The 16,984-nt window shown below is 66.5% G+C and carries 13 protein-coding genes and 2 pseudogenes; 8 read left to right on the plus strand and 7 right to left on the minus strand.

The genetic code is table 11. The annotated features are described in order from the left end of the window. Positions 1-229: 229 nt before the first annotated feature. The 3 genes from P7L68_RS00265 to P7L68_RS00275 form a co-directional block, all read right to left on the minus strand. Entirely contained in the window at positions 230-1,264 is a 1,035-nt protein-coding gene (locus tag P7L68_RS00265; protein ID WP_371999002.1) for a serine hydrolase domain-containing protein, read from the minus strand. 41 nt (positions 1,265-1,305) lie between these two features. Further along, a complete protein-coding gene (catB, locus tag P7L68_RS00270) occupies positions 1,306-1,941 on the minus strand; it encodes a type B chloramphenicol O-acetyltransferase (RefSeq protein WP_371999249.1) in 636 nt (211 codons plus the stop codon). 195 nt (positions 1,942-2,136) lie between these two features. Beyond that, entirely contained in the window at positions 2,137-3,558 is a 1,422-nt protein-coding gene (locus P7L68_RS00275; RefSeq protein ID WP_371999003.1) for an MATE family efflux transporter, read from the minus strand. 321 nt (positions 3,559-3,879) lie between these two features. Here P7L68_RS00275 and P7L68_RS00280 point away from each other — a divergent pair, with 321 nt between their 5' ends. Next, entirely contained in the window at positions 3,880-4,098 is a 219-nt protein-coding gene (locus P7L68_RS00280) for a hypothetical protein (protein ID WP_041607300.1), read from the plus strand. A 116-nt stretch (positions 4,099-4,214) separates the two neighbouring features. On the opposite strand, the pseudogene P7L68_RS00285 reads toward P7L68_RS00280, so the two are convergent. The 3 genes and pseudogenes from P7L68_RS00285 to P7L68_RS00295 form a co-directional block, all read right to left on the minus strand. Continuing rightward, positions 4,215-5,056: pseudogene (locus P7L68_RS00285) on the minus strand (IS5 family transposase). A 131-nt stretch (positions 5,057-5,187) separates the two neighbouring features. Next, a pseudogene (locus tag P7L68_RS00290) lies at positions 5,188-5,651 on the minus strand (IS5 family transposase); the annotation flags it as partial. Between the two features lie 76 nt (positions 5,652-5,727). Next, a complete protein-coding gene (locus P7L68_RS00295) occupies positions 5,728-6,186 on the minus strand; it encodes a GNAT family acetyltransferase (protein ID WP_371999004.1) in 459 nt (152 codons plus the stop codon). Between the two features lie 357 nt (positions 6,187-6,543). Here P7L68_RS00295 and P7L68_RS00300 point away from each other — a divergent pair, with 357 nt between their 5' ends. The 5 genes from P7L68_RS00300 (at position 6,544) to P7L68_RS00320 (ending at position 12,137) form a co-directional block, all read left to right on the plus strand. Further along, positions 6,544-7,110 carry a TRAP transporter small permease subunit gene (locus tag P7L68_RS00300; RefSeq protein WP_371999005.1) on the plus strand — a complete coding sequence of 189 codons (567 nt, stop codon included), beginning with the start codon at positions 6,544-6,546 and terminating at the stop codon, positions 7,108-7,110. Between the two features lie 4 nt (positions 7,111-7,114). Beyond that, positions 7,115-8,440 (plus strand): TRAP transporter large permease subunit, encoded by a 1,326-nt coding sequence (locus P7L68_RS00305; protein ID WP_371999006.1) that lies wholly within the window; start codon positions 7,115-7,117, stop codon positions 8,438-8,440. A gap of 72 nt (positions 8,441-8,512) precedes the next feature. Further along, positions 8,513-9,625: a TRAP transporter substrate-binding protein DctP gene (gene dctP, locus P7L68_RS00310; protein ID WP_371999007.1), complete on the plus strand. Its 1,113-nt coding sequence runs from the start codon at positions 8,513-8,515 to the stop codon at positions 9,623-9,625. Between the two features lie 23 nt (positions 9,626-9,648). Beyond that, a complete protein-coding gene (locus P7L68_RS00315) occupies positions 9,649-11,232 on the plus strand; it encodes a class I adenylate-forming enzyme family protein (RefSeq protein ID WP_371999008.1) in 1,584 nt (527 codons plus the stop codon). Continuing rightward, positions 11,229-12,137 carry an enoyl-CoA hydratase/isomerase family protein gene (locus tag P7L68_RS00320; protein WP_371999009.1) on the plus strand — a complete coding sequence of 303 codons (909 nt, stop codon included), beginning with the start codon at positions 11,229-11,231 and terminating at the stop codon, positions 12,135-12,137. Before P7L68_RS00315 ends, P7L68_RS00320 begins: the two co-directional genes overlap by 4 nt. On the opposite strand, the gene P7L68_RS00325 is transcribed toward P7L68_RS00320, so the two are convergent. Beyond that, entirely contained in the window at positions 12,094-12,975 is an 882-nt protein-coding gene (locus P7L68_RS00325; RefSeq protein WP_371999010.1) for a helix-turn-helix domain-containing protein, read from the minus strand. The genes P7L68_RS00320 and P7L68_RS00325 overlap by 44 nt on opposite strands. Positions 12,976-13,170: 195 nt before the next feature. On the opposite strand from P7L68_RS00325, the gene P7L68_RS00330 reads away from it, so the two are divergent. Both P7L68_RS00330 and fes read left to right on the plus strand, forming a co-directional pair. Continuing rightward, positions 13,171-15,363 (plus strand): TonB-dependent siderophore receptor, encoded by a 2,193-nt coding sequence (locus P7L68_RS00330; protein WP_371999011.1) that lies wholly within the window; start codon positions 13,171-13,173, stop codon positions 15,361-15,363. Further along, on the plus strand, positions 15,360-16,982 hold the full coding sequence (gene fes / locus P7L68_RS00335) for an enterochelin esterase (protein ID WP_371999012.1): 1,623 nt from the start codon (positions 15,360-15,362) through the stop codon (positions 16,980-16,982). Before P7L68_RS00330 ends, fes begins: the two co-directional genes overlap by 4 nt. The last annotated feature ends 2 nt before the right edge of the window (positions 16,983-16,984 follow it).

Genomic DNA, 16,984 nt, shown 5'->3' on the forward strand with positions numbered 1-16,984 from the left:
CCGGGCAGCGGTCGGTTTCGTGGCATGGTCACATCGGTTGGACGTGGAACGACATGATAGCGGTCACCTCCTGACGACATTCCGTCAGGAGCCGGACAGAAAAACCGCGATCCGTCCCTGCATGACGCTGCATCGGCCGGCCGGCGGTGCTCAGGTGATTGGTTGTCTCCCCCCAGCCGGTAAGCCTGCGCCCGTGTGGGTGATCACGTCAAGACCGGTCTGCGATGTTTCACATGGTGGTGGCGATGATCTGCGCCACCAGCCCGTGCAACTCGTCGACATAGCCGGTGCGCCCCGACGGCGTATCGGGATCCGAGGTGATCACGACCACCAGGTCGATGCCCGGCACCAGATAGAGCAGCTGGCCGCCATAGCCCCAGCCATAGACCGCCGGCCGGCCACCCGTCTCGCGCAGGAACCAGCCATAGCCATAGGAATCGCCGGTGAAGGGCGATCTGGTACGGGGCGTCCACATCTCGCGGATCCAGCCCTCCGACACCACCCGTGTTCCGTCTGCCGCAACACCGCCCCGCCGGAGCATGTCGCCGATCGCAAGCAGGGCGCGGGGCGACAGCGCCATCTGGTTGCCGCCCATATAGATGCCCTGCGGGTCGCGGGTCCAGGGCGGGATGGTGATGTCGAGCGGATCCCCCAGCCAGTCGCGGGCCAGCGCCAGCGTGCTCTTGCCGCTGGTGCGGGTCAGGATCGCCGACAAGAGATGCGAATTGCCGGTGGAATAGAGCATCCGCCCGCCGGGTTCCGCCACGAAGGGGCGGGCGAGTGCCGTGCGCACCCAGTTCCGGCTTTCGACCCAGGCGCCGTAATAGGGGCCGGAGGTCCGTTCCAGCCCGGCCTGCATCGACAGCAGATGGCCGATCGTCAGCCGGTTCAGCCGGGGATCGGGATCGTCCGGCAGGCTGTCCGGCAGCAGCTCCGCCACTCTCCGGTCGGTGCCGGTCAGCACGCCGCGATCGATCGCGATGCCGGTCAGCAGGGCGATGATGCTTTTCGACAGCGATTTGACGTTCACGGGCCGCGTGGCCGGCGGGCCGCGATAGATCCGTTCGGCCAGCACCTCGCCCGCCCGCGCCACGATCAGCGCGTGCAGCCCCGTGAAGCGCCGGGCATCGTCGAGCAGACGGGCGAGCGCCGGCGCCTGCGCCAGCCCCGCATGCGGGGCGAGGGCGGTCAGGGCGGCTGTGGCGAGGCCGCCGGCCAGCAGCCGGCGGCGGGACAGGGCGTGTCTGATCATGGGGCTGGACATGGGGCGCTGCCCGGCCGGATCAACGGCCGGACAGCTTGCGGTCACGCCCGGCGTGCGTTTCGCCACAAGCCGTACAGCCCCGCCACATCGCCCGAGCACAGCAGCGGCATGGCCTGCCGGATCTCGTCCAGCGGCCAGTCCCACCACGCCATCTCAAGCAGCATGGCGACGGCATCGTCGTCGAAGCGCTGCCGCACCGGCCGGGCCGGATTGCCGGCGACGATGGTGTAGGGGGCGACGTCGCGGGTCACCACCGCGCGGGTGGCGATCACGGCGCCATGGCCGATGGTGATGCCCGGCATGATCACCGCTTCCGCGCCGATCCAGACATCGCTGCCGACCACCGTATCCCCTGCCGGCCGGTAGCCGTTCTCCGCCCCGGCAAAGGCGGGTTCCTCCGTCCACCAGAAGAAGGGGAAGGTGGAGATCCAGTCGGCGCGATGGCCCTGATTGCCGGCCATGATGAAGGCGGCGCCGGTGCCGATGGAGCAGAACGAGCCGATGATCAGCCGGTCGACATCATCGCGGTCGGGCATCAGATAGCGGGCACAGTGGTCGAAACCATGGCCGTGATACCAGCCGGAATAATAGCTGAACCGGCCGGCGATGATGTTGGGGTTGGTGATCTGGTCGCGGATTTCGCGGCCCTTATACGGGCTGTCGAAGGCATTGGTCAGAAAGGGTGTGGTCATTGATCGAGCATTCCGCTGTGCGTCGTCCTGTGGTTCCGTCATGCTCAGGGCATGACGGTACGACAGCCTCGAACGATGGGTTCAGGCTGGAAACAGGTTCGCGCTGGGTCTGGCGGCCATGATGCTCATGGGGCGGGATGTTAGGTCAGCGGCCATGCCGGGGCAAGGCTTTCCCGCCCGTCAGACCAGCCGCCGGATCGGCCGCTTCTTCCACACCAGGTGATAGAGCGCCGACTGCCCCGCCGCCAGCAGGCAGAAGGCGACCGGATATGACATCCACACCCCCTCGATGCCGATCCGCGCCGACAGCGCCCAGCCGACCGGCAGGCCGATGGCGAGAATGGCCGTGGCGGAGACCACGGTCGGCAGCAGCACCATGCCGCTGGCCCGCATCAGGCTGGAGGTCGCCATGCCCATGCCATAGATCACCAGCGCCCAGACCACAATGTGCAACAGGGTGCGGGCCTCCGCGACCACGGCCGGATCGGCCAGGAACAGGCCGAGCAGGGGCCCTGAGAACGCATAGACCAGCACCACCAGGCTGCCGGTCAGCACCAGATTGAAGGCGAGCGCGGTGCGCAGGATTTCCGACAGCCGGTCGATCCGCCCGGCGCCGATCGCCTGGGCGCCGAAAATCGAGGCGGTGATGCCGATCGAGATCGCCGGGAACTGGACATAGTTCACGATCTGGGTGATGGCGCCGTAAGAGGCGGTGGCGTCGGACCCGAAGGGATTGACCAGCGACAGGATCAGGATTTCGGAAAGCGAGATCAGCACCAGCATGATGCCGGTGGGCAGGCCGATGCGCAGCACCTTGGCGAGCAGGGTGCGGTTGAAGCCCAGCGCGCGCAGGAACACCCCGTCCGGTGCCAGCGGGTGGTTGCGGCGGCGCAGATGGATCACCATCCAGGTGGTGGCGATGGTCATCGAGATGATCGAGGCCCAGGCGGGTGCGGTGACCCCCATCTGCGGCAGCCCCGCCCAGCCGCGGATCAGCGCCGGGGTGAGCACCATGCCGATCAGCGTGGCGAGGCCCAGCGTGAAGAGCGGTGTGACCGTATCCCCCACGCCGCGCAGCATCGAGGTTGCGAGCAGATAGATGAAGATGCCCGGTGTGGCGATCAGCATGATCCGCGCATAGGCCACCGCCTGCGGCAGCACATCGGGCGGCGTGCCGAGCAGCCCCAGGATGGAGGTGGTGGCGCTGCCCCCGAAAACCGCCACCAGCACACCCGCCGCGGCCACCACGCTCAGCGTCGTGGCCGCGATCGCCTTGATCTGCCCGGTCTGGCCGGCACCGAAGGCCTGCCCGATCAACACCGCCGCGCCGGCACCCAACCCGATGATCAGCGAGATCATGAAGAACATCAGCGGAAAATACGACGTCACCGCCGCCAGCGCCGACACGCCCAGCATCTGCCCGACATAGATGTTGTTGAGACTGCCCGAGGCCGCCTGCAGCAGATTGCTGCCGATCATCGGCACCAGAAACGCCAGATAGGGCTTCCACAACGGCTGCACCGGCGCCGCAGGCGAGAAGGGCGACACCCGCGGCTTGCCACGGCCGGCCGGCGCCGGAGAACGGGGGGAGGGGGCGGACATCGGGACGGCTCCGGGGCAGGCGTGCGGGATGGGGCTGGCACTCTAGCAGGGGGCGGGGTGGGGGGCTATGGGGAGAGCGGGGCGGGCCGCAGCATGATTTGAGATCCGTGCGCATCGGAGCAAAACCGGCGCCAGATGACCGGTTATCTGCGCGCCAAGCCAACACGCTATCTTCCCTTTTGGATGGGCGAGACATCACCCCTCAGGATCTGAAGTCGCAACAAAAGCCCCCGGAGGTTGACGAGGTGCTCCTTAGTTGATAATGATTCTCATTATCAAAAAAGGGCGGCGAATGTCTGATAACCATCTGGAGCAAAGCGGATGAAACCCGGCACAGCCGAGGCGGCACTGCGCGTCTGCATGATCGGGCTCCCCGCCACCTGCGCCGTTTTCGGCGGCAGCATCATCCTTGACCATCTGGCTGATCTTGGCAGGCCCGAATGGCAGCAGGCGCTCGTCTCCATCACTGCAGGGGCTGTAATCGGTGGAGTCGTGGGGTTCCTGTTGGTGATTGTGAAGAAATTTATGATCAAGGACTAATCGTATGATCACCAGAGATTATGGGCCATATCGACTTCATATTTGTATGGCATTATTATTGGTGGCGATATTCATATCAATTGTCAATTCATCTGAGAGCCCGCCCGGGAGTTTATCTATGATTTCCGGCTCCTTGTGATTCTGCGCATCATGATCCGGATCATGGCGAGGCGGAGGAATGCCAGAGCCATCCGTGAGAGGTTCTCGAAGTCCTTGGCCAGCCTGCGGCAGCGGCCGAGCCATCCGAAGGCCCGTTCGACGATCCAGCGTTTGGGCAGGACCTGAAAGCCCTTGGCGGTATCGGAACGCTTGACGATTTCCAGGTGCCAGACGCCGAGTTCACGTACGGCGGCAGCCGTGGCGGCCCCCTGATAGCCACCATCGGCGACGATGCGCTCGATGAACGGGAACAGGCGGCGGACCTCTTTCAGCACCGGCAACGCACCGTCCCGATCCTGGATGTCGGCAGGCTGGATCTACGCTTCCAGCATCATGCCGAGCGTGTCGACGACGATATGCCGCTTCTTGCCTTTGACCTTTTTGCCCGCGTCATAGCCCGACGGATCGATCCGCGCCCCCCTTTTTCCGCGCTTTTGACGCTCTGGCTGTCGATGATTGCCGCGCTCGCTCCGGCCTCTTTCCCGGCCAACTCGCCAACATCCACGAACAGGGCATGGTGGATGCGCGCCAGCGTGCCATCCCATTCCCACAGACCCAGATACTCATGCACCGTACTCCGGGGCGGCAGATCCTTGGGCAGAGCCCGCCATTGGCAGCCGGTCATCAGCACATAGAATACATCGTTGAGAACTTCGCGGACATCGACCGTGCGCTGTCGACCACCCCGCTTCGCAGGCGGGATCAGCGGCTCGACAAGCGACCATTCTTCATCCGTCAGGTCGCTCGGATATCTCAGGCCAGGCCGTTCATAAACCCGGCGGACTTCCGTCGTCCACATTCTGTCCGCTCCCGTTTCCTCTGGCGCGGCAGAGAATCACAACGGATTCACCGGATTCAATAACCTTCCGGACGGGCTCTCAGGCTCATGGAGTCTGATTATTGCAGATTGGTATTAGGCTCCAGACTCAATCACACCCAGAACGCGATGATGGCCGCAAGGGCGACGGCTGACAGGAAATTGGCGGCGAGCTTGTCATAGCGGGTCGCGACACGCCTGAAGTCCTTGAGGCGACAGAAAGCGTTCTCAACGAGATGGCGATTGCGATAACGCTTCCGGTCGTACGCCACCTTCCGTTTTCGGTTGGTCCTCCCCGGGATCACCGGAACGGTACCGCGGTCGCGCAGGGACGCGCGGAGCCTGTCGGCGTCATAGCCCTTGTCCGCGATGAGGTAACGAGTTTTCCGCATCCTGGACAGCAGCAGATCCGCTCCTGTCATGTCGGACGCATTTCCAGGCGTGAGCACGAGCGTATGAGGTCGTCCAAGAGTATCCGTCAGGAGGTGGACTTTGGTTGTCTGCCCGCCGCGCGATTTGCCGATCGCCTGAGATTTTGCCCCCATTTTCCCCAATGTGCTGACCGATGAGCTTTCACATCGTGCCTGTTACCCATGTCAGCGGGCTGAACTGTTACCTATCTAAGCAGTCTGGACCGACCGGTCTGGCCCCCCTCACAACCACCTCTCCATCACCACCCGCGGCACCGCGTTATACCCCACCTTTTCATAAAACGCCTTCACCGCCGTATTCGTCTCGCGGATCATCAGCAGTACCTTGCGCACGCCGTGGCGGCGCAGCCAGTCTTCGCCGGCGGTGACGATGTCGGCGCCCAGGCCCTGGTGGCGGCAGGCGGGGTCGACGGCGACGTAATAGAGCCAGCCGCGGTGGCCGTCATGGCCGGCCATGACCGAGGCGACCGGCCGGCCGTCCAGCCGCCCGACCAGCACCTCGGAATGGGAGCGGCCGCGGGCGAAGGCGATGTCGTCCAGCGGGTCGTTATAGGGCATCACCAGATTGCAGGCCTGCCAGAGCGCCACCAGCGCCGGCAGTTCGGCATCCAGGACCGGGCCGACGGTCAGGCGGGGCCGGTCGGGCTGGTTGCCGGGATCGGTGGCATCGGTGCTGTCCATCGGCATGATCCTTTCATTCCGGGGCGGCGTGCGGGCCATGCGCCGCCGTGGCCGCAGATCACCAGAGATCCATGACCACAGAATGACAAAACCGCCGGTCACAGGGCCAGCCTGCGGACCCGCCGCTTGACTCAGGGGTAACCAGATATTACGGATGGAAAACCCACGGGTTTTCATTTCTGCCGATATGGTTTCCGTTTGCGTCATCCCGTGTCGTCGGGGCGCGGCAGCGGGGCCGGAACGGGGCGGAGCGGAAACCGGGGCAAGCCCGGCGACGGAACCAGACCGGGCGGAACCGAACGGGAGGAAGCCCATGTCGATGGATGTCGCGGGCCCCGCCATCAGGGCGGTGCCGGCATGACGGGCGAGGTGCGCGCACCGGCCGGGGCCGTATCGCCCGGCACGCCCGGGGCGCCGGGTGGGGGCCTGCTTCGCCTGGCCGATCTGCTGAACACGGCCGTCGCCCGGGTCGTGGTCTGGCTGGTGCCGGTGATGGTGGTGGTGACCATCATGGATGTGGCGCTGCGCCTGTTCGCCGGGCGGGCGACCCTCTGGGCCTTCGATGCCACGGTGCAGTTCTACGCCGCCCATTTCCTGCTGCTCGGCGGCTTCACCCTGCTGCGCGGCGGCCATGTCGGCGTCGACATCCTGCGAGAGCGGGCGGGGCCGCGCACCGGGCTTGCGATGGATGCCGTCTCGTGGCTGGCCTTCTTTTTCCCCTTCGCCATCGTGATGGTGTTGTGGAGCTGGGATTTCATGCTGGCCTCCTGGGCCATTCTGGAAACCTCGCCCGGCGTGGCGGCGCTGCCGGTTTATCCCGTCAAGACCCTGTTCTTCGCCGGCAATCTGCTGCTGCTGATCCAGGGCGTGGCGGAGTTCCTGCGGGTGCTCGCCGGCGGTGCCGCCCGGCTGAAGGGGGCGTGAGGCCATGCATCTCTCCCCCGAACTCTTCACCCTTCTGATGTTTGCAGGGCTTCTGGTCGGGCTGCTGCTGGGCCATCCGCTCGCCTTCGTGCTGGGCGGGTTGTCGGTGATTTTCGCGATGCTCGGCCCCGGCATTCCCGCCTTCGGCATCGTCATCAACCGGGTCTGGGGCCTGGCCGACAATTACGTCATGGTCGCGATCCCGATCTTCGTGTTCATGGCCCGGCTGCTCAGCGACAGCGGCATCACCGACCGGCTGTTCCACACGCTGCGCCTGCTGTTCGGCCCGGTGCCGGGCGGGCTGAATTTTGCGGTGATCATCATTTCGGTGCTGCTCGCCGCCACCACCGGCATGGTCGGCGCCTCGCTCGCCGTGATGGGTGTGCTGGCCCTGCCGGCGATGATCGCCTATGGCTATCGCAAGGAAACCAGCACCGGTGCCATCGCCGCCGGCGGCAGCCTGGGCATTCTGATCCCGCCCAGCATCATGCTGGTGGTGATGGGCGGCTATGCCCAGCTGTCGGTGGGCAAGCTGTTCGCGGCGGCACTGGTGCCGGGCCTCCTGCTCGCGGTGTGCTATGCGCTCTATACCGGCATCCTGTGCTGGATGAAGCCGCAATACGGCCCCCCGGTCACCGCCGAGGAACGCGCGCAGACGTCTACCGGCGCCCTGCTGCTGATGCTGCTGAAAGAGGTGGCCCCCACCCTCGCGCTGATCCTGGGGGTGCTGGGCTCCATCTTCACCGGCATCGCGACCGTCACCGAGGCGGCCTCGATCGGTGCCGCCATCGCCTTCCTGATCATCCTGGCCTATCGCCGCTTCTCGTGGGCGATGCTGCGCACGGCGGTGATCGAGACCGGCATCACCACCGCCATGGTCATGTTCGTGGCGATCGGCGCCACTGCCTTCACCGGCATCTTCGTGGCCGGCGGTGGCATGGGGGTGGTGCAGTCCTTCTTCACCGGGCTGGAGATCGGCCGCTGGGGCACCTTCGCCCTGCTGATGTTCGCGGTGTTCGTCGCCGGCATGTTCCTCGACTGGCTCGGCGTGATCATGATCTGCTTCCCGATCTTCCTGCCGATCGCCGCCGCCCTCGGTTTCGACAAGCTGTGGTTCGTGATGATGATCGCGGTCTGCCTTCAGACCTCGTTCCTCACGCCGCCGGTCGGCTATGCCCTGTTCTATCTGAAGGGCGTCGCGCCCAAGGGCGTGACCACCATGCACATCTATCGCGGCGTCGTGCCCTTCGTGCTCATCATCCTGGGCGTGATCGGGCTGTGCGCGCTGTTCCCCGGCATCGTCACCTGGCTGCCCTCTCGCGTGGGCTGATACCGGCCAGGCCGAAGAAACATCCCAACGACCAGACACGTCCGCATGAACGGACGGCGCGGAGGAGACACCATGCCCAGTATCGCCATATCCGGGATCGCCAGGGTCGCCGGTCTCGCGGCCGGCCTGACGCTCGCAGCCGGTACGGCCCTTGCGGCCGATGCCACCATGCGCATGACCACCACCTGGACCAGCGGCATCAACCTGATGGAGGGCGACAAGAAATTCGTCGAGATCGCCAATGCGATCACCGGTGATGCGCTCAAGATCGAGTTCTTCGAGGGCGGCACGCTGGTGCCGCCGACCCAGGTCTTCGATGCGGTGCAGAGCAACACCGTCCAGGCCTCGGCCGACTGGCCGGGCTATTGGGCGGGCAAGAATTCGGCCTTCGGCCTGCTCGGCAGCTATCCCATGCTGTTCACCGCCGCCGATTACATCCTCTGGACCAAGCAGTGGGGCGGGTTCGAGGCCTTCCAGGAGGCCTATGGCCAGTTCGGCATGGTCTATCTGCCCTATGCCGTGGTCTCGATGGAATCGGGGCTGCGCGGCCGCAATCCGATCCCGACGCTCGCCGATATGGACGGCAAGCGCATCCGCATGTCCGGCCGCGCCCAGGGCGAGATCCTGAAGCGGCTGGGCGCCGCCCAGACCCAGATCGCCGGCGGCGAGGTCTATCAGGCGCTGGAGCGCGGCGTGGTGGATGCCGCCGAATTCTCCGGCCCCGGCGTCGACTGGGGCATGGGGCTGCAGGAGGTCTCCAAATACTGGATGACCCCGGGCTGGCACCAGCCGGGCTCGATGAGCGGGGTGATGATCAACAAGAAATTCTGGGACGAACTGCCCGAAGAGGTGCAGACCAGGCTGAAGATCGCCGCCGATGCCACGCTCTCGTGGTCGATCGCCTATTACGAGCATGATGCGGTCGAGGCGGTGCGCAGGTTCAAGGAGGCCGGCACCGAAGTCGTTCAGCTGCCGGCCGAGGACGTGGCGAAGCTGCAGGAGATTTCCAACCAGGCCCTGGTCGACGAGGCCTGCGCCAACCCGCTCTTTGCGAAGATCGCCGCCTCTCAGGTCGAATACATGGCAGACTATGCCGAATGGCGCGGCATGGCCGGGGATTTCGCCATGGGGCGCAATCTCTCCAAACTGCCCGATGTCGCGAAGCTGAAATCCTGCGCCGGCTGACATCGCCCCCCGGAGGCTGCCCGATGACCACCGACACGCCGTCCTCTCCCGTCCTGCCGGAGGTGACCGCCGCGGGCGGCCTCACCATCGACCTGCTGTTCGCGCGCCAGGCCCGCGCCACCCCCCAGGCACCGGCGCTTGCCGATGCCGGCGGGGCGGTGGCGTTCAGCTATGGCGAGCTGTTCGCCCGGGTGTCGCGCCTTGCCTTCTGGCTGACCGGTCCGGCCGGGCTGAAGCCGGGCGACCGTTTCGCGGTGCTGGCCGAAAACCGCACCGAATACGTCGAACTGCTGCTCGCAGCCGCGATGAGCGGCACGATCCTGGCCGCGATCAACTGGCGTCTGGCACCGCCCGAGGTCGCCCATTGCCTGCGGCTGGTCGAACCCGGGCTGATCGTGGCGAGCCCGCGCCATACCGGCCTGCTGGATGCCGCCGGGGTCGACGATCTGCCGCAACTGCGCTTCGGTCCGGAATTCGAGGCGATTGCCACCACCGGGCCGGTGCCGGATCTGCCCGCGGTCACCGGGCCCGAAAGCGGGCTGGTCATCCTTTATACCAGCGGCACCACCGGCCTGCCCAAGGGCGCGCTGATCAGCCATCGCGCCGAGATCGCCCGGGCGCAGGTGATGGCGATCGACCACGCCATCCCGCCCGGGCGCGGCTTCGTCGCCTGGGCGCCGCTCTTCCACATGGTCTCGGCCGATCAGGTTCTGGGCACGCTGATCCGCGGCGGCAAGGTGACGGTGGTCGACGGCTACGATCCGGAGGCGATCATCCGGGTGGTGGCGCGTGAAAAGATCGGCTGGCTGGTGCTGATGCCCGGCATGATCGAGGATTTCCTGCGCCATCTGGCGGCGGCGGGCCCGATCGCGCCCGATGTGATGGTGATGGGCTGCATGGCCGATCTGGTTCCGCTCGCCCAGATCCAGGCGGTGACCCAGGCCCTGAACGCGCCCTATCTCAACAGTTTCGGATCGACGGAAACCGGGGCCGCCCCCGCCTCGGCCGCGGTGATCGGGGTGGGGGAATGGCCCGCCGGGCTCTCCAAGCGTCAGAGCGCCGGCTGTGCCGTGCGGCTGGTCGACTGGAACGATGCCGAAGTGCCCGACGGCACGCCGGGCGAGGCGACCATCCGCTCCCCCTCGCTGTTCTCGGGCTATTGGAACAATCCCGACGCCACCGCCGAGGATTTCCGCGGCGGCTGGTTCCATATGGGCGACATGTTCGTCCGCAACCCAGACGGCAGCCTGGATTTCGTCGACCGGCGCAAATACCTGATCAAGTCGGGGGGCGAGAACGTCTATCCGGCCGAGATCGAACGGCTGATCCTGGCCGGGTCCGACATCCGCGAGGCGGTGGTGGTGCGCGCGCCCGATGCGCGCTGGGGCGAAGTGCCGGTCGCCGTGGTCGCGGCCGCCCCCCACGTGACGCGCGAAGACGTGCTCGGCCGCTTGCATGGCCGGCTCGCCCGGTACAAGCTGCCGAAAGCGGTGGTCTTCCTGGACTATGACGATTTCCCCCGGTCGACCACCGGCAAGATCAAGCGCCATGATGTCGAAGCCCTGCTCAACAGTCGCGGCCAGCTCAAAGGAGATCCCGCCCCATGACCACCGCATCCGGACCCGCGACCGACGTCTCAACCAATGGTTATGTCGGCGGTTTCGCCGAAGGCGCCGTGCTGCTGGAGCGCCGCGGGCCGGTTGCCTGGGTGCGGATGAACATGGCCGGGAAGCGCAACGCCATGTCGGAAGCGCTGGTCCAGGGTCTTGCCCGTGCCATCGACGCCGTGGAGGCCGATCCGGGGTTCCGGGTGATGGTCATCACCGGCTCCGGGCCGGCCTTTTCGGCCGGTGGCGATCTGGCGTTGTTCCAGCGGCTGGTGGGCAGCGGCACGCTCGATACCTTCGACACCTATCTGGAACGCGGCCGGGCGCTGTTCACCAGGATCGAGCAGTTCCGCCGTCCGGTGATCGCAGCCGTCAACGGCGTCACCGTCGCCGGCGGGCTGGAGCTGATGCTGACCGCCGATCTGGTCTATGCGGCGGAAAGCGCGCGGATCGGCGACGGCCATGTGAAGTTCGGCGTGATGCCCGGCGGCGGCTCCACCGCCCGGCTGTCGCGGCGGCTGCCCTTCAATGTGGCGAGCGAACTGCTGCTGACCGGCCGTCTTGCCGATCCGCGCGAACTCGCCGCCCATGGCCTGGTCAACGCCGTGCTCGCCGACGATGCGCTGGAGACCCATGTCCAGCAGGTGGCCGAAACCATCGCCCGCCACAGCGCCGACGGCATCGCCCGGATCAAGGCCCTGCATGCCCGCGCCCGCGATCGCAGCCTGGACGACGCGCTGGCGACCGAGGTCCGCGCCCTGCTGGACTATGCCCGCGGCCCCGATCTGCTCGAAGGGCTGACCGCGTTCGTCGAAAAGCGGGCGCCGCGGTTTACACAGGCCGCGACGCCCGGAAACGGCCTCATGCCCGATGATGTTTCGGCGGCAGGCCGTAGGTCTTCTTGAACGCGGCGGTGAAGCTGGTCGGGCTGGTATAGCCGGCAATCCAGGCCGCCTGGGCGATCGGCACGCCGTCGCGTTCAAGCGCGGCCCGGGCGGCTTCCAGCCGTTTCAGGCGGATGAATTCATAGACCGTCATCCCCAGATGTTCCTTGAAATGGCGCTGGATCGACGAGGTGCTGAGGCCCATTTCGCGGGCGATCCCCTCGACGGTCAGCGGCCGGGCCAGATTCTCAAGAATATGGTCGTGGATGCGGGCGATCTGGCGGCGGTTCATTTCCACCGGCTTCGGCGCTTCCGTGTCGGTCGTGTCCAGCATGTGCAGGCAGGCTTCGCACATCAGCTGGAGCGCGTTCGACTTGCGATAGAGCGTGCGCAATTCGCCCTGCATCGCCGCCGGCGGCTCCAGGATACGCTCCGCCAACTGGATCAGCGCCCGGCCGGGTTCGAAGCTGAACCGGTTCAGATGGCCGGCGAAAAAGCGGCGCAGCGCCGGCATGCCGTCTTCGGGGCAGCTGCGCATCAGATCCTGCACCCAGGGCAGGGGTGCTGAGACCATCACCTTGCGCATCGCCACATCGCTGTCGTTCACGAAGCGGACCAGGCAGGGCCGGGCGACGTTGAGCATGAAGAGCTGCGGCACCGAGATGTCGGCATCGCCGGCATCCAGGCGGAAATGCTCGCCGTCCATCACGAAATGCTGCGCGCCCTGCAACAGCACGATCACCATGAATTTCGGCCAGACCTGATGCAGCTCCTCGTCGGGCGTGCAGGTCGCAAGGCCGGTCATCGTGCCGACGAACAGATCGTTGGGAATGCCCAGGGCGGGCACGGTTTCCTGCATGTGAACACCTTGATCACGGTCGGTTCAGGTGTCCTCACGACGCTGCCATCGTGCCCGCGCAGATCTTTGCCGCTTTTGAAGAGGTCATGTCGCACGACAGCTCCGACACCCTAGCCCTAAACATCGGAAAGTCAATGGACTTCCACCGCCCTGGCAGGGGGCGGAAGGGCGTTCGCGTATGTCGGAGAAAAACGGATGGCACGCATGGCGTATCGGGCACTGGCGGGAAAATGGGCGTTTTCCGTGTCCTGGGCAGCACTTCTGGCCGCAGGGCCGGCCGCGGCGGAAGACGCGGTTCCGCTCGATGCCCTGAGGGTGGAAGAGCGCGGGACCGAGAACGGCACCGGCCCGGTCGGCGGCTATGTCGCCCGGCAGAGCCGCACCGGCACCAAGACCGACAGCCCGATCGCAAAGACGCCGCAGAGCGTGTCGGTCGTCAGCCGGGAACAGATGCAGGACCAGAAGGTCGAAAGCGTCGCCGAGGCGCTGCGCTACACCCCCGGCGTCTTCGCCGAGTATCGCGGAGCTTCCAACCTGCGCGACGAGATTTTCGTTCGCGGCTTCTATTACGCACCAAAATATCTCGACGGGCTGTTCCTGGGCGGCGATCTCTCTTACGCCAAGATCGAGCCCTATCTGCTGGAACGGGTGGAACTGCTGGGCGGCCCGTCCTCGGTACTCTACGGCCAGGCCAATCCGGGCGGGCTGGTCAACATGGTCAGCAAGACGCCGACCGACATGCCCCTCTACGAAACCGAGGTCTCGATCGGCACCGGCAATCACTATGGCGCCGCCTTCGACCTGTCGGACCGGCTGACGACCGATGGCCGCTGGGCCGGCCGGCTGGCCGTCACCGGGGTCAATCGCGATCTTCAGGAAGACGGCGCCGAACGCCGCGCCTTCGCGGTGGCACCCTCGCTGCGCTGGACCGATCACGAGGCCACCAGCCTCACCATCCTCGGCGGCTATCAGAACGAGCCCGATGCCGGCTATCGCAACTTCCTGGATGCGGCCGGTACCATCACGCCGATCCCGGGCTATGGCTATGTCCCGCGCGATTTCTTCGTCTCGGACACCGGGTTCGAGAAATTCGAGCGCGAACAGATCTGGATCGGCTATCAGCTGGAGCATGCGGTCTCGGATGCGCTGACCCTGCGCCAGAACGCCCGCTATCATCAGGTTGAGGTGACGCACCATAGCCTGATCTATGGCAGCGCCAGTGCCAGCCCGACCACCGGGGCCGACACCATCTTCAGCCGCAGCCTGACCGGCGGTACTGATGACTGGCGGCAGATCACGGTCGACAACCAGGCCGAATACCGCGTCGCCACCGGCCTTGCCGCGCATACCCTGCTCGCCGGGCTGGATTATCGTCACCGCACCCGCGACTACACCTGGGGCCGCAACCGCAATGTGCCGTCGATCGACGTCGCCAACCCGGTCTATGGCGGTTTCGATTTCTCGTCCCTCGATCTCACCACCACCGACGATCAGGATCTGACGGCGGAGCAGTTCGGGCTTTATCTGCAGGACCAGATCGATATCGGCGGCTTCAGCCTGCTGGCCGGTCTGCGGTATGATCGCGCCTCGACCGATATCGATGACAATTTCAACGATCTGTCCTATGCCTACGACGACAATGCGCTCACCTGGCGCGTGGGTGCGCTCTACACTTTCGCCAACGGCATCGCGCCTTACGTCTCGTATTCCACCTCGTTCGAGCCGTCGCTTTACGCCCCCGAAGCGGGTGCGCCTGCCTTCGACCCCACCACCGCCCGGCAGGTCGAACTCGGCGTCAAATACGCGCCCGAGGGCACCGGCCTGCTGCTGACTGCCGCGGTCTATGATCTGCGCCAGAAGGACGTGGTGATGAGTGCCTGGGATTCCAATCTCGGCCGGTCGGTCTATTCCCAGGTCGGCGAGGTTCATAATCAGGGGCTGGAGCTGTCGGCCAAGGCCGAGCTGGACGAGAATCTCTCGATGGTGGCGAGCTATTCCTATATCGACTCGACCATCGAGGATTCGGTGACCGCGGCCGAGATCGGCCGGACGCCCGCGCGGGTGCCCGCCCATACCGCGTCGCTCTGGGCCGATTACCGCTTCACGGAGGGCGCCGTGCAGGGGCTCGGTCTCGGCGCAGGCGCGCGCTATATCGGCACAAGCCAGGGCAACAACACCAATAGTTTCGAGGTGCCGGCCGTGACCCTGTTCGACGCCTCGGCCAGCTACGATTTTTCGGCCCTGGGTGGCAGCTGGCAGGGCGTGTCGGTGCAGGTCAATGCCAAGAACCTGACCGACGAGACCTATGTCGCCTCCTGCGCCAGCGCTTATGCCTGCTTCTACGGCGAGGGGCGGACCGTGGTCGCCACCCTGAAGAAGCGCTGGTGAGCCGGCCGATGATCCGTCGGGCACTCACCCTCATGCTTCCCCTTCTGGTTCTGCTCGCCACCCCGGCCGCCGATGCGGCCGGGATGCGCGAGACCGGGGCGCGCGAGACCGGCGGCACGCTCGCCACCGGCGGGACCGCGCTGGTCCACCTCGGGGCGGCGCCGGGCGATTATCTCCGCGGTCGTCTGACCGTCGAAAGCGGCCGCTTCGATCTCGATCTGGTCGATGGCGCGGGCGTCCCCCTCCGCCATCTCGGCAGCAGCATCCCGACCGCCGGCAGCTTCCACCATGTCGTGGGGGCTGCGGATGAACGGCTGCGGCTCCGTGCGGTCGAGGCCGGACGCTGGCGGATCGACCTGGACCCGCCGATCCCGGCCGCCCTGCAACGGGCGCCCGAACCGGAACTGCCGAGCCCGACCATTGCAGCCCTTGCCCGCGATCTCGCCCGCGGCGGCGATACCGCCGGCTTCTGGGCCGAAATGGCCCGGCGCGGCACGCCGCTGGTCGAGCCCGCCGACCGCCCCGACCGGCGGATCGTGACCTTCCTCGCCCGCGGTGCCCGCCGCAATGTCCGCCTGTTCGGCGGCCCCGGCACCGGTCATGACGAGCTGGAGCGTCTGGGTCTCTCCGATGTCTGGTACCGAAGCTATCTCCTGCCCTCGGAGACGCGGCTCGCCTATCAGCTGGCGCCGGATGTGCCCGAATTCGACGGCACGGCGCGCGAACGCCGGGTGGCGGTGCTGGCGACGGCGGCGGCCGATCCGCTCAACCGCCATCCCTGGCCGGCGGATGCCCCCGATATCTGGGCGCGCGAGTCCCTGCTGGTGCTGGATGATGCGCCGGCCCAGCCCTGGGCCGATGCCGACGCCTCCGTGCCGCATGGCCGGCTGGATCGCCTGCGGCTGGCCAGCCGCAGGCTCGGCAATACCCGCGACATCACCCTCTACCGTCCGGCCGGGTTTGATCCGGCGCGGGCCGATACCGTGCTGCTGATCCTGTTCGACGGCCGCGAGTATCAGCGGAAGGTGCCGGTGCCGCGGATCCTGGATGCGATGATCGCCGCCGGGGTGATCCCGCCGGTGGTGGCGGTGCTGGTCGACAGCCTGGACCAGGACACCCGCGGCCGCGAACTGCCGGGCAATCCGGATTTCGCCGACATGCTCGCCGAAGAGCTGTTGCCCATGCTGCGCAGCACGGCCGGTTTCACCCCCCACCCGGCCCGCACCGTACTCTCGGGATCGAGCTTCGGAGGCCTGGCCGCGATGACCGCGGCACTCCGCCATCCGGAGGCGTTCGGCAATGTGCTGGCCATGTCCGGCTCGTTCTGGTGGAGCCCTCCCGGCACGCCCGAGACCGGGCGGGAATGGGTGGCCGGGCGGGTTGCGGCGGCGACCATGCCGCCGCCGCTCCGCGTCTTTCTTGCCGCCGGGATCTACGAGACCTCCGGCGACGGGGTGACGGCCTCGATCCTCGACACCAACCGCCATCTGCGCGATGTGCTGATGGCGAAGGGCGTCTGGGTGCGCCATCGCGAATACGCCACCGGCCATGACTACGTCGCCTGGCAGGGGGTGCTTTCCGACGGGCTGGTGGCGCTGTTCGGGCGCGACCAGCCCTGACC

Origin of the sequence: Tistrella mobilis (assembly GCF_041468085.1) — a bacterium.
Taxonomy (GTDB): domain Bacteria; phylum Pseudomonadota; class Alphaproteobacteria; order Tistrellales; family Tistrellaceae; genus Tistrella; species Tistrella mobilis_A.

Bases quoted from the DNA above. Each gene is read 5' to 3' on its own strand.
- P7L68_RS00300 (WP_371999005.1), top strand. From the start codon at position 6,544: ATGACGGGCGAGGTGCGCGCACCGGCCGGGGCCGTATCGCCCGGCACG.
- P7L68_RS00315 (WP_371999008.1), top strand. From the start codon at position 9,649: ATGACCACCGACACGCCGTCCTCTCCCGTCCTGCCGGAGGTGACCGCC.
- P7L68_RS00320 (WP_371999009.1), top strand. From the start codon at position 11,229: ATGACCACCGCATCCGGACCCGCGACCGACGTCTCAACCAATGGTTAT.
- P7L68_RS00275 (WP_371999003.1), bottom strand. From the start codon at position 3,558: ATGTCCGCCCCCTCCCCCCGTTCTCCGGCGCCGGCCGGCCGTGGCAAG.
- P7L68_RS00330 (WP_371999011.1), top strand. From the start codon at position 13,171: ATGGCACGCATGGCGTATCGGGCACTGGCGGGAAAATGGGCGTTTTCC.
- P7L68_RS00325 (WP_371999010.1), bottom strand. From the start codon at position 12,975: ATGCAGGAAACCGTGCCCGCCCTGGGCATTCCCAACGATCTGTTCGTC.
- P7L68_RS00280 (WP_041607300.1), top strand. From the start codon at position 3,880: ATGAAACCCGGCACAGCCGAGGCGGCACTGCGCGTCTGCATGATCGGG.
- dctP (WP_371999007.1), top strand. From the start codon at position 8,513: ATGCCCAGTATCGCCATATCCGGGATCGCCAGGGTCGCCGGTCTCGCG.
- P7L68_RS00295 (WP_371999004.1), bottom strand. From the start codon at position 6,186: ATGGACAGCACCGATGCCACCGATCCCGGCAACCAGCCCGACCGGCCC.
- P7L68_RS00265 (WP_371999002.1), bottom strand. From the start codon at position 1,264: ATGTCCAGCCCCATGATCAGACACGCCCTGTCCCGCCGCCGGCTGCTG.
- P7L68_RS00305 (WP_371999006.1), top strand. From the start codon at position 7,115: ATGCATCTCTCCCCCGAACTCTTCACCCTTCTGATGTTTGCAGGGCTT.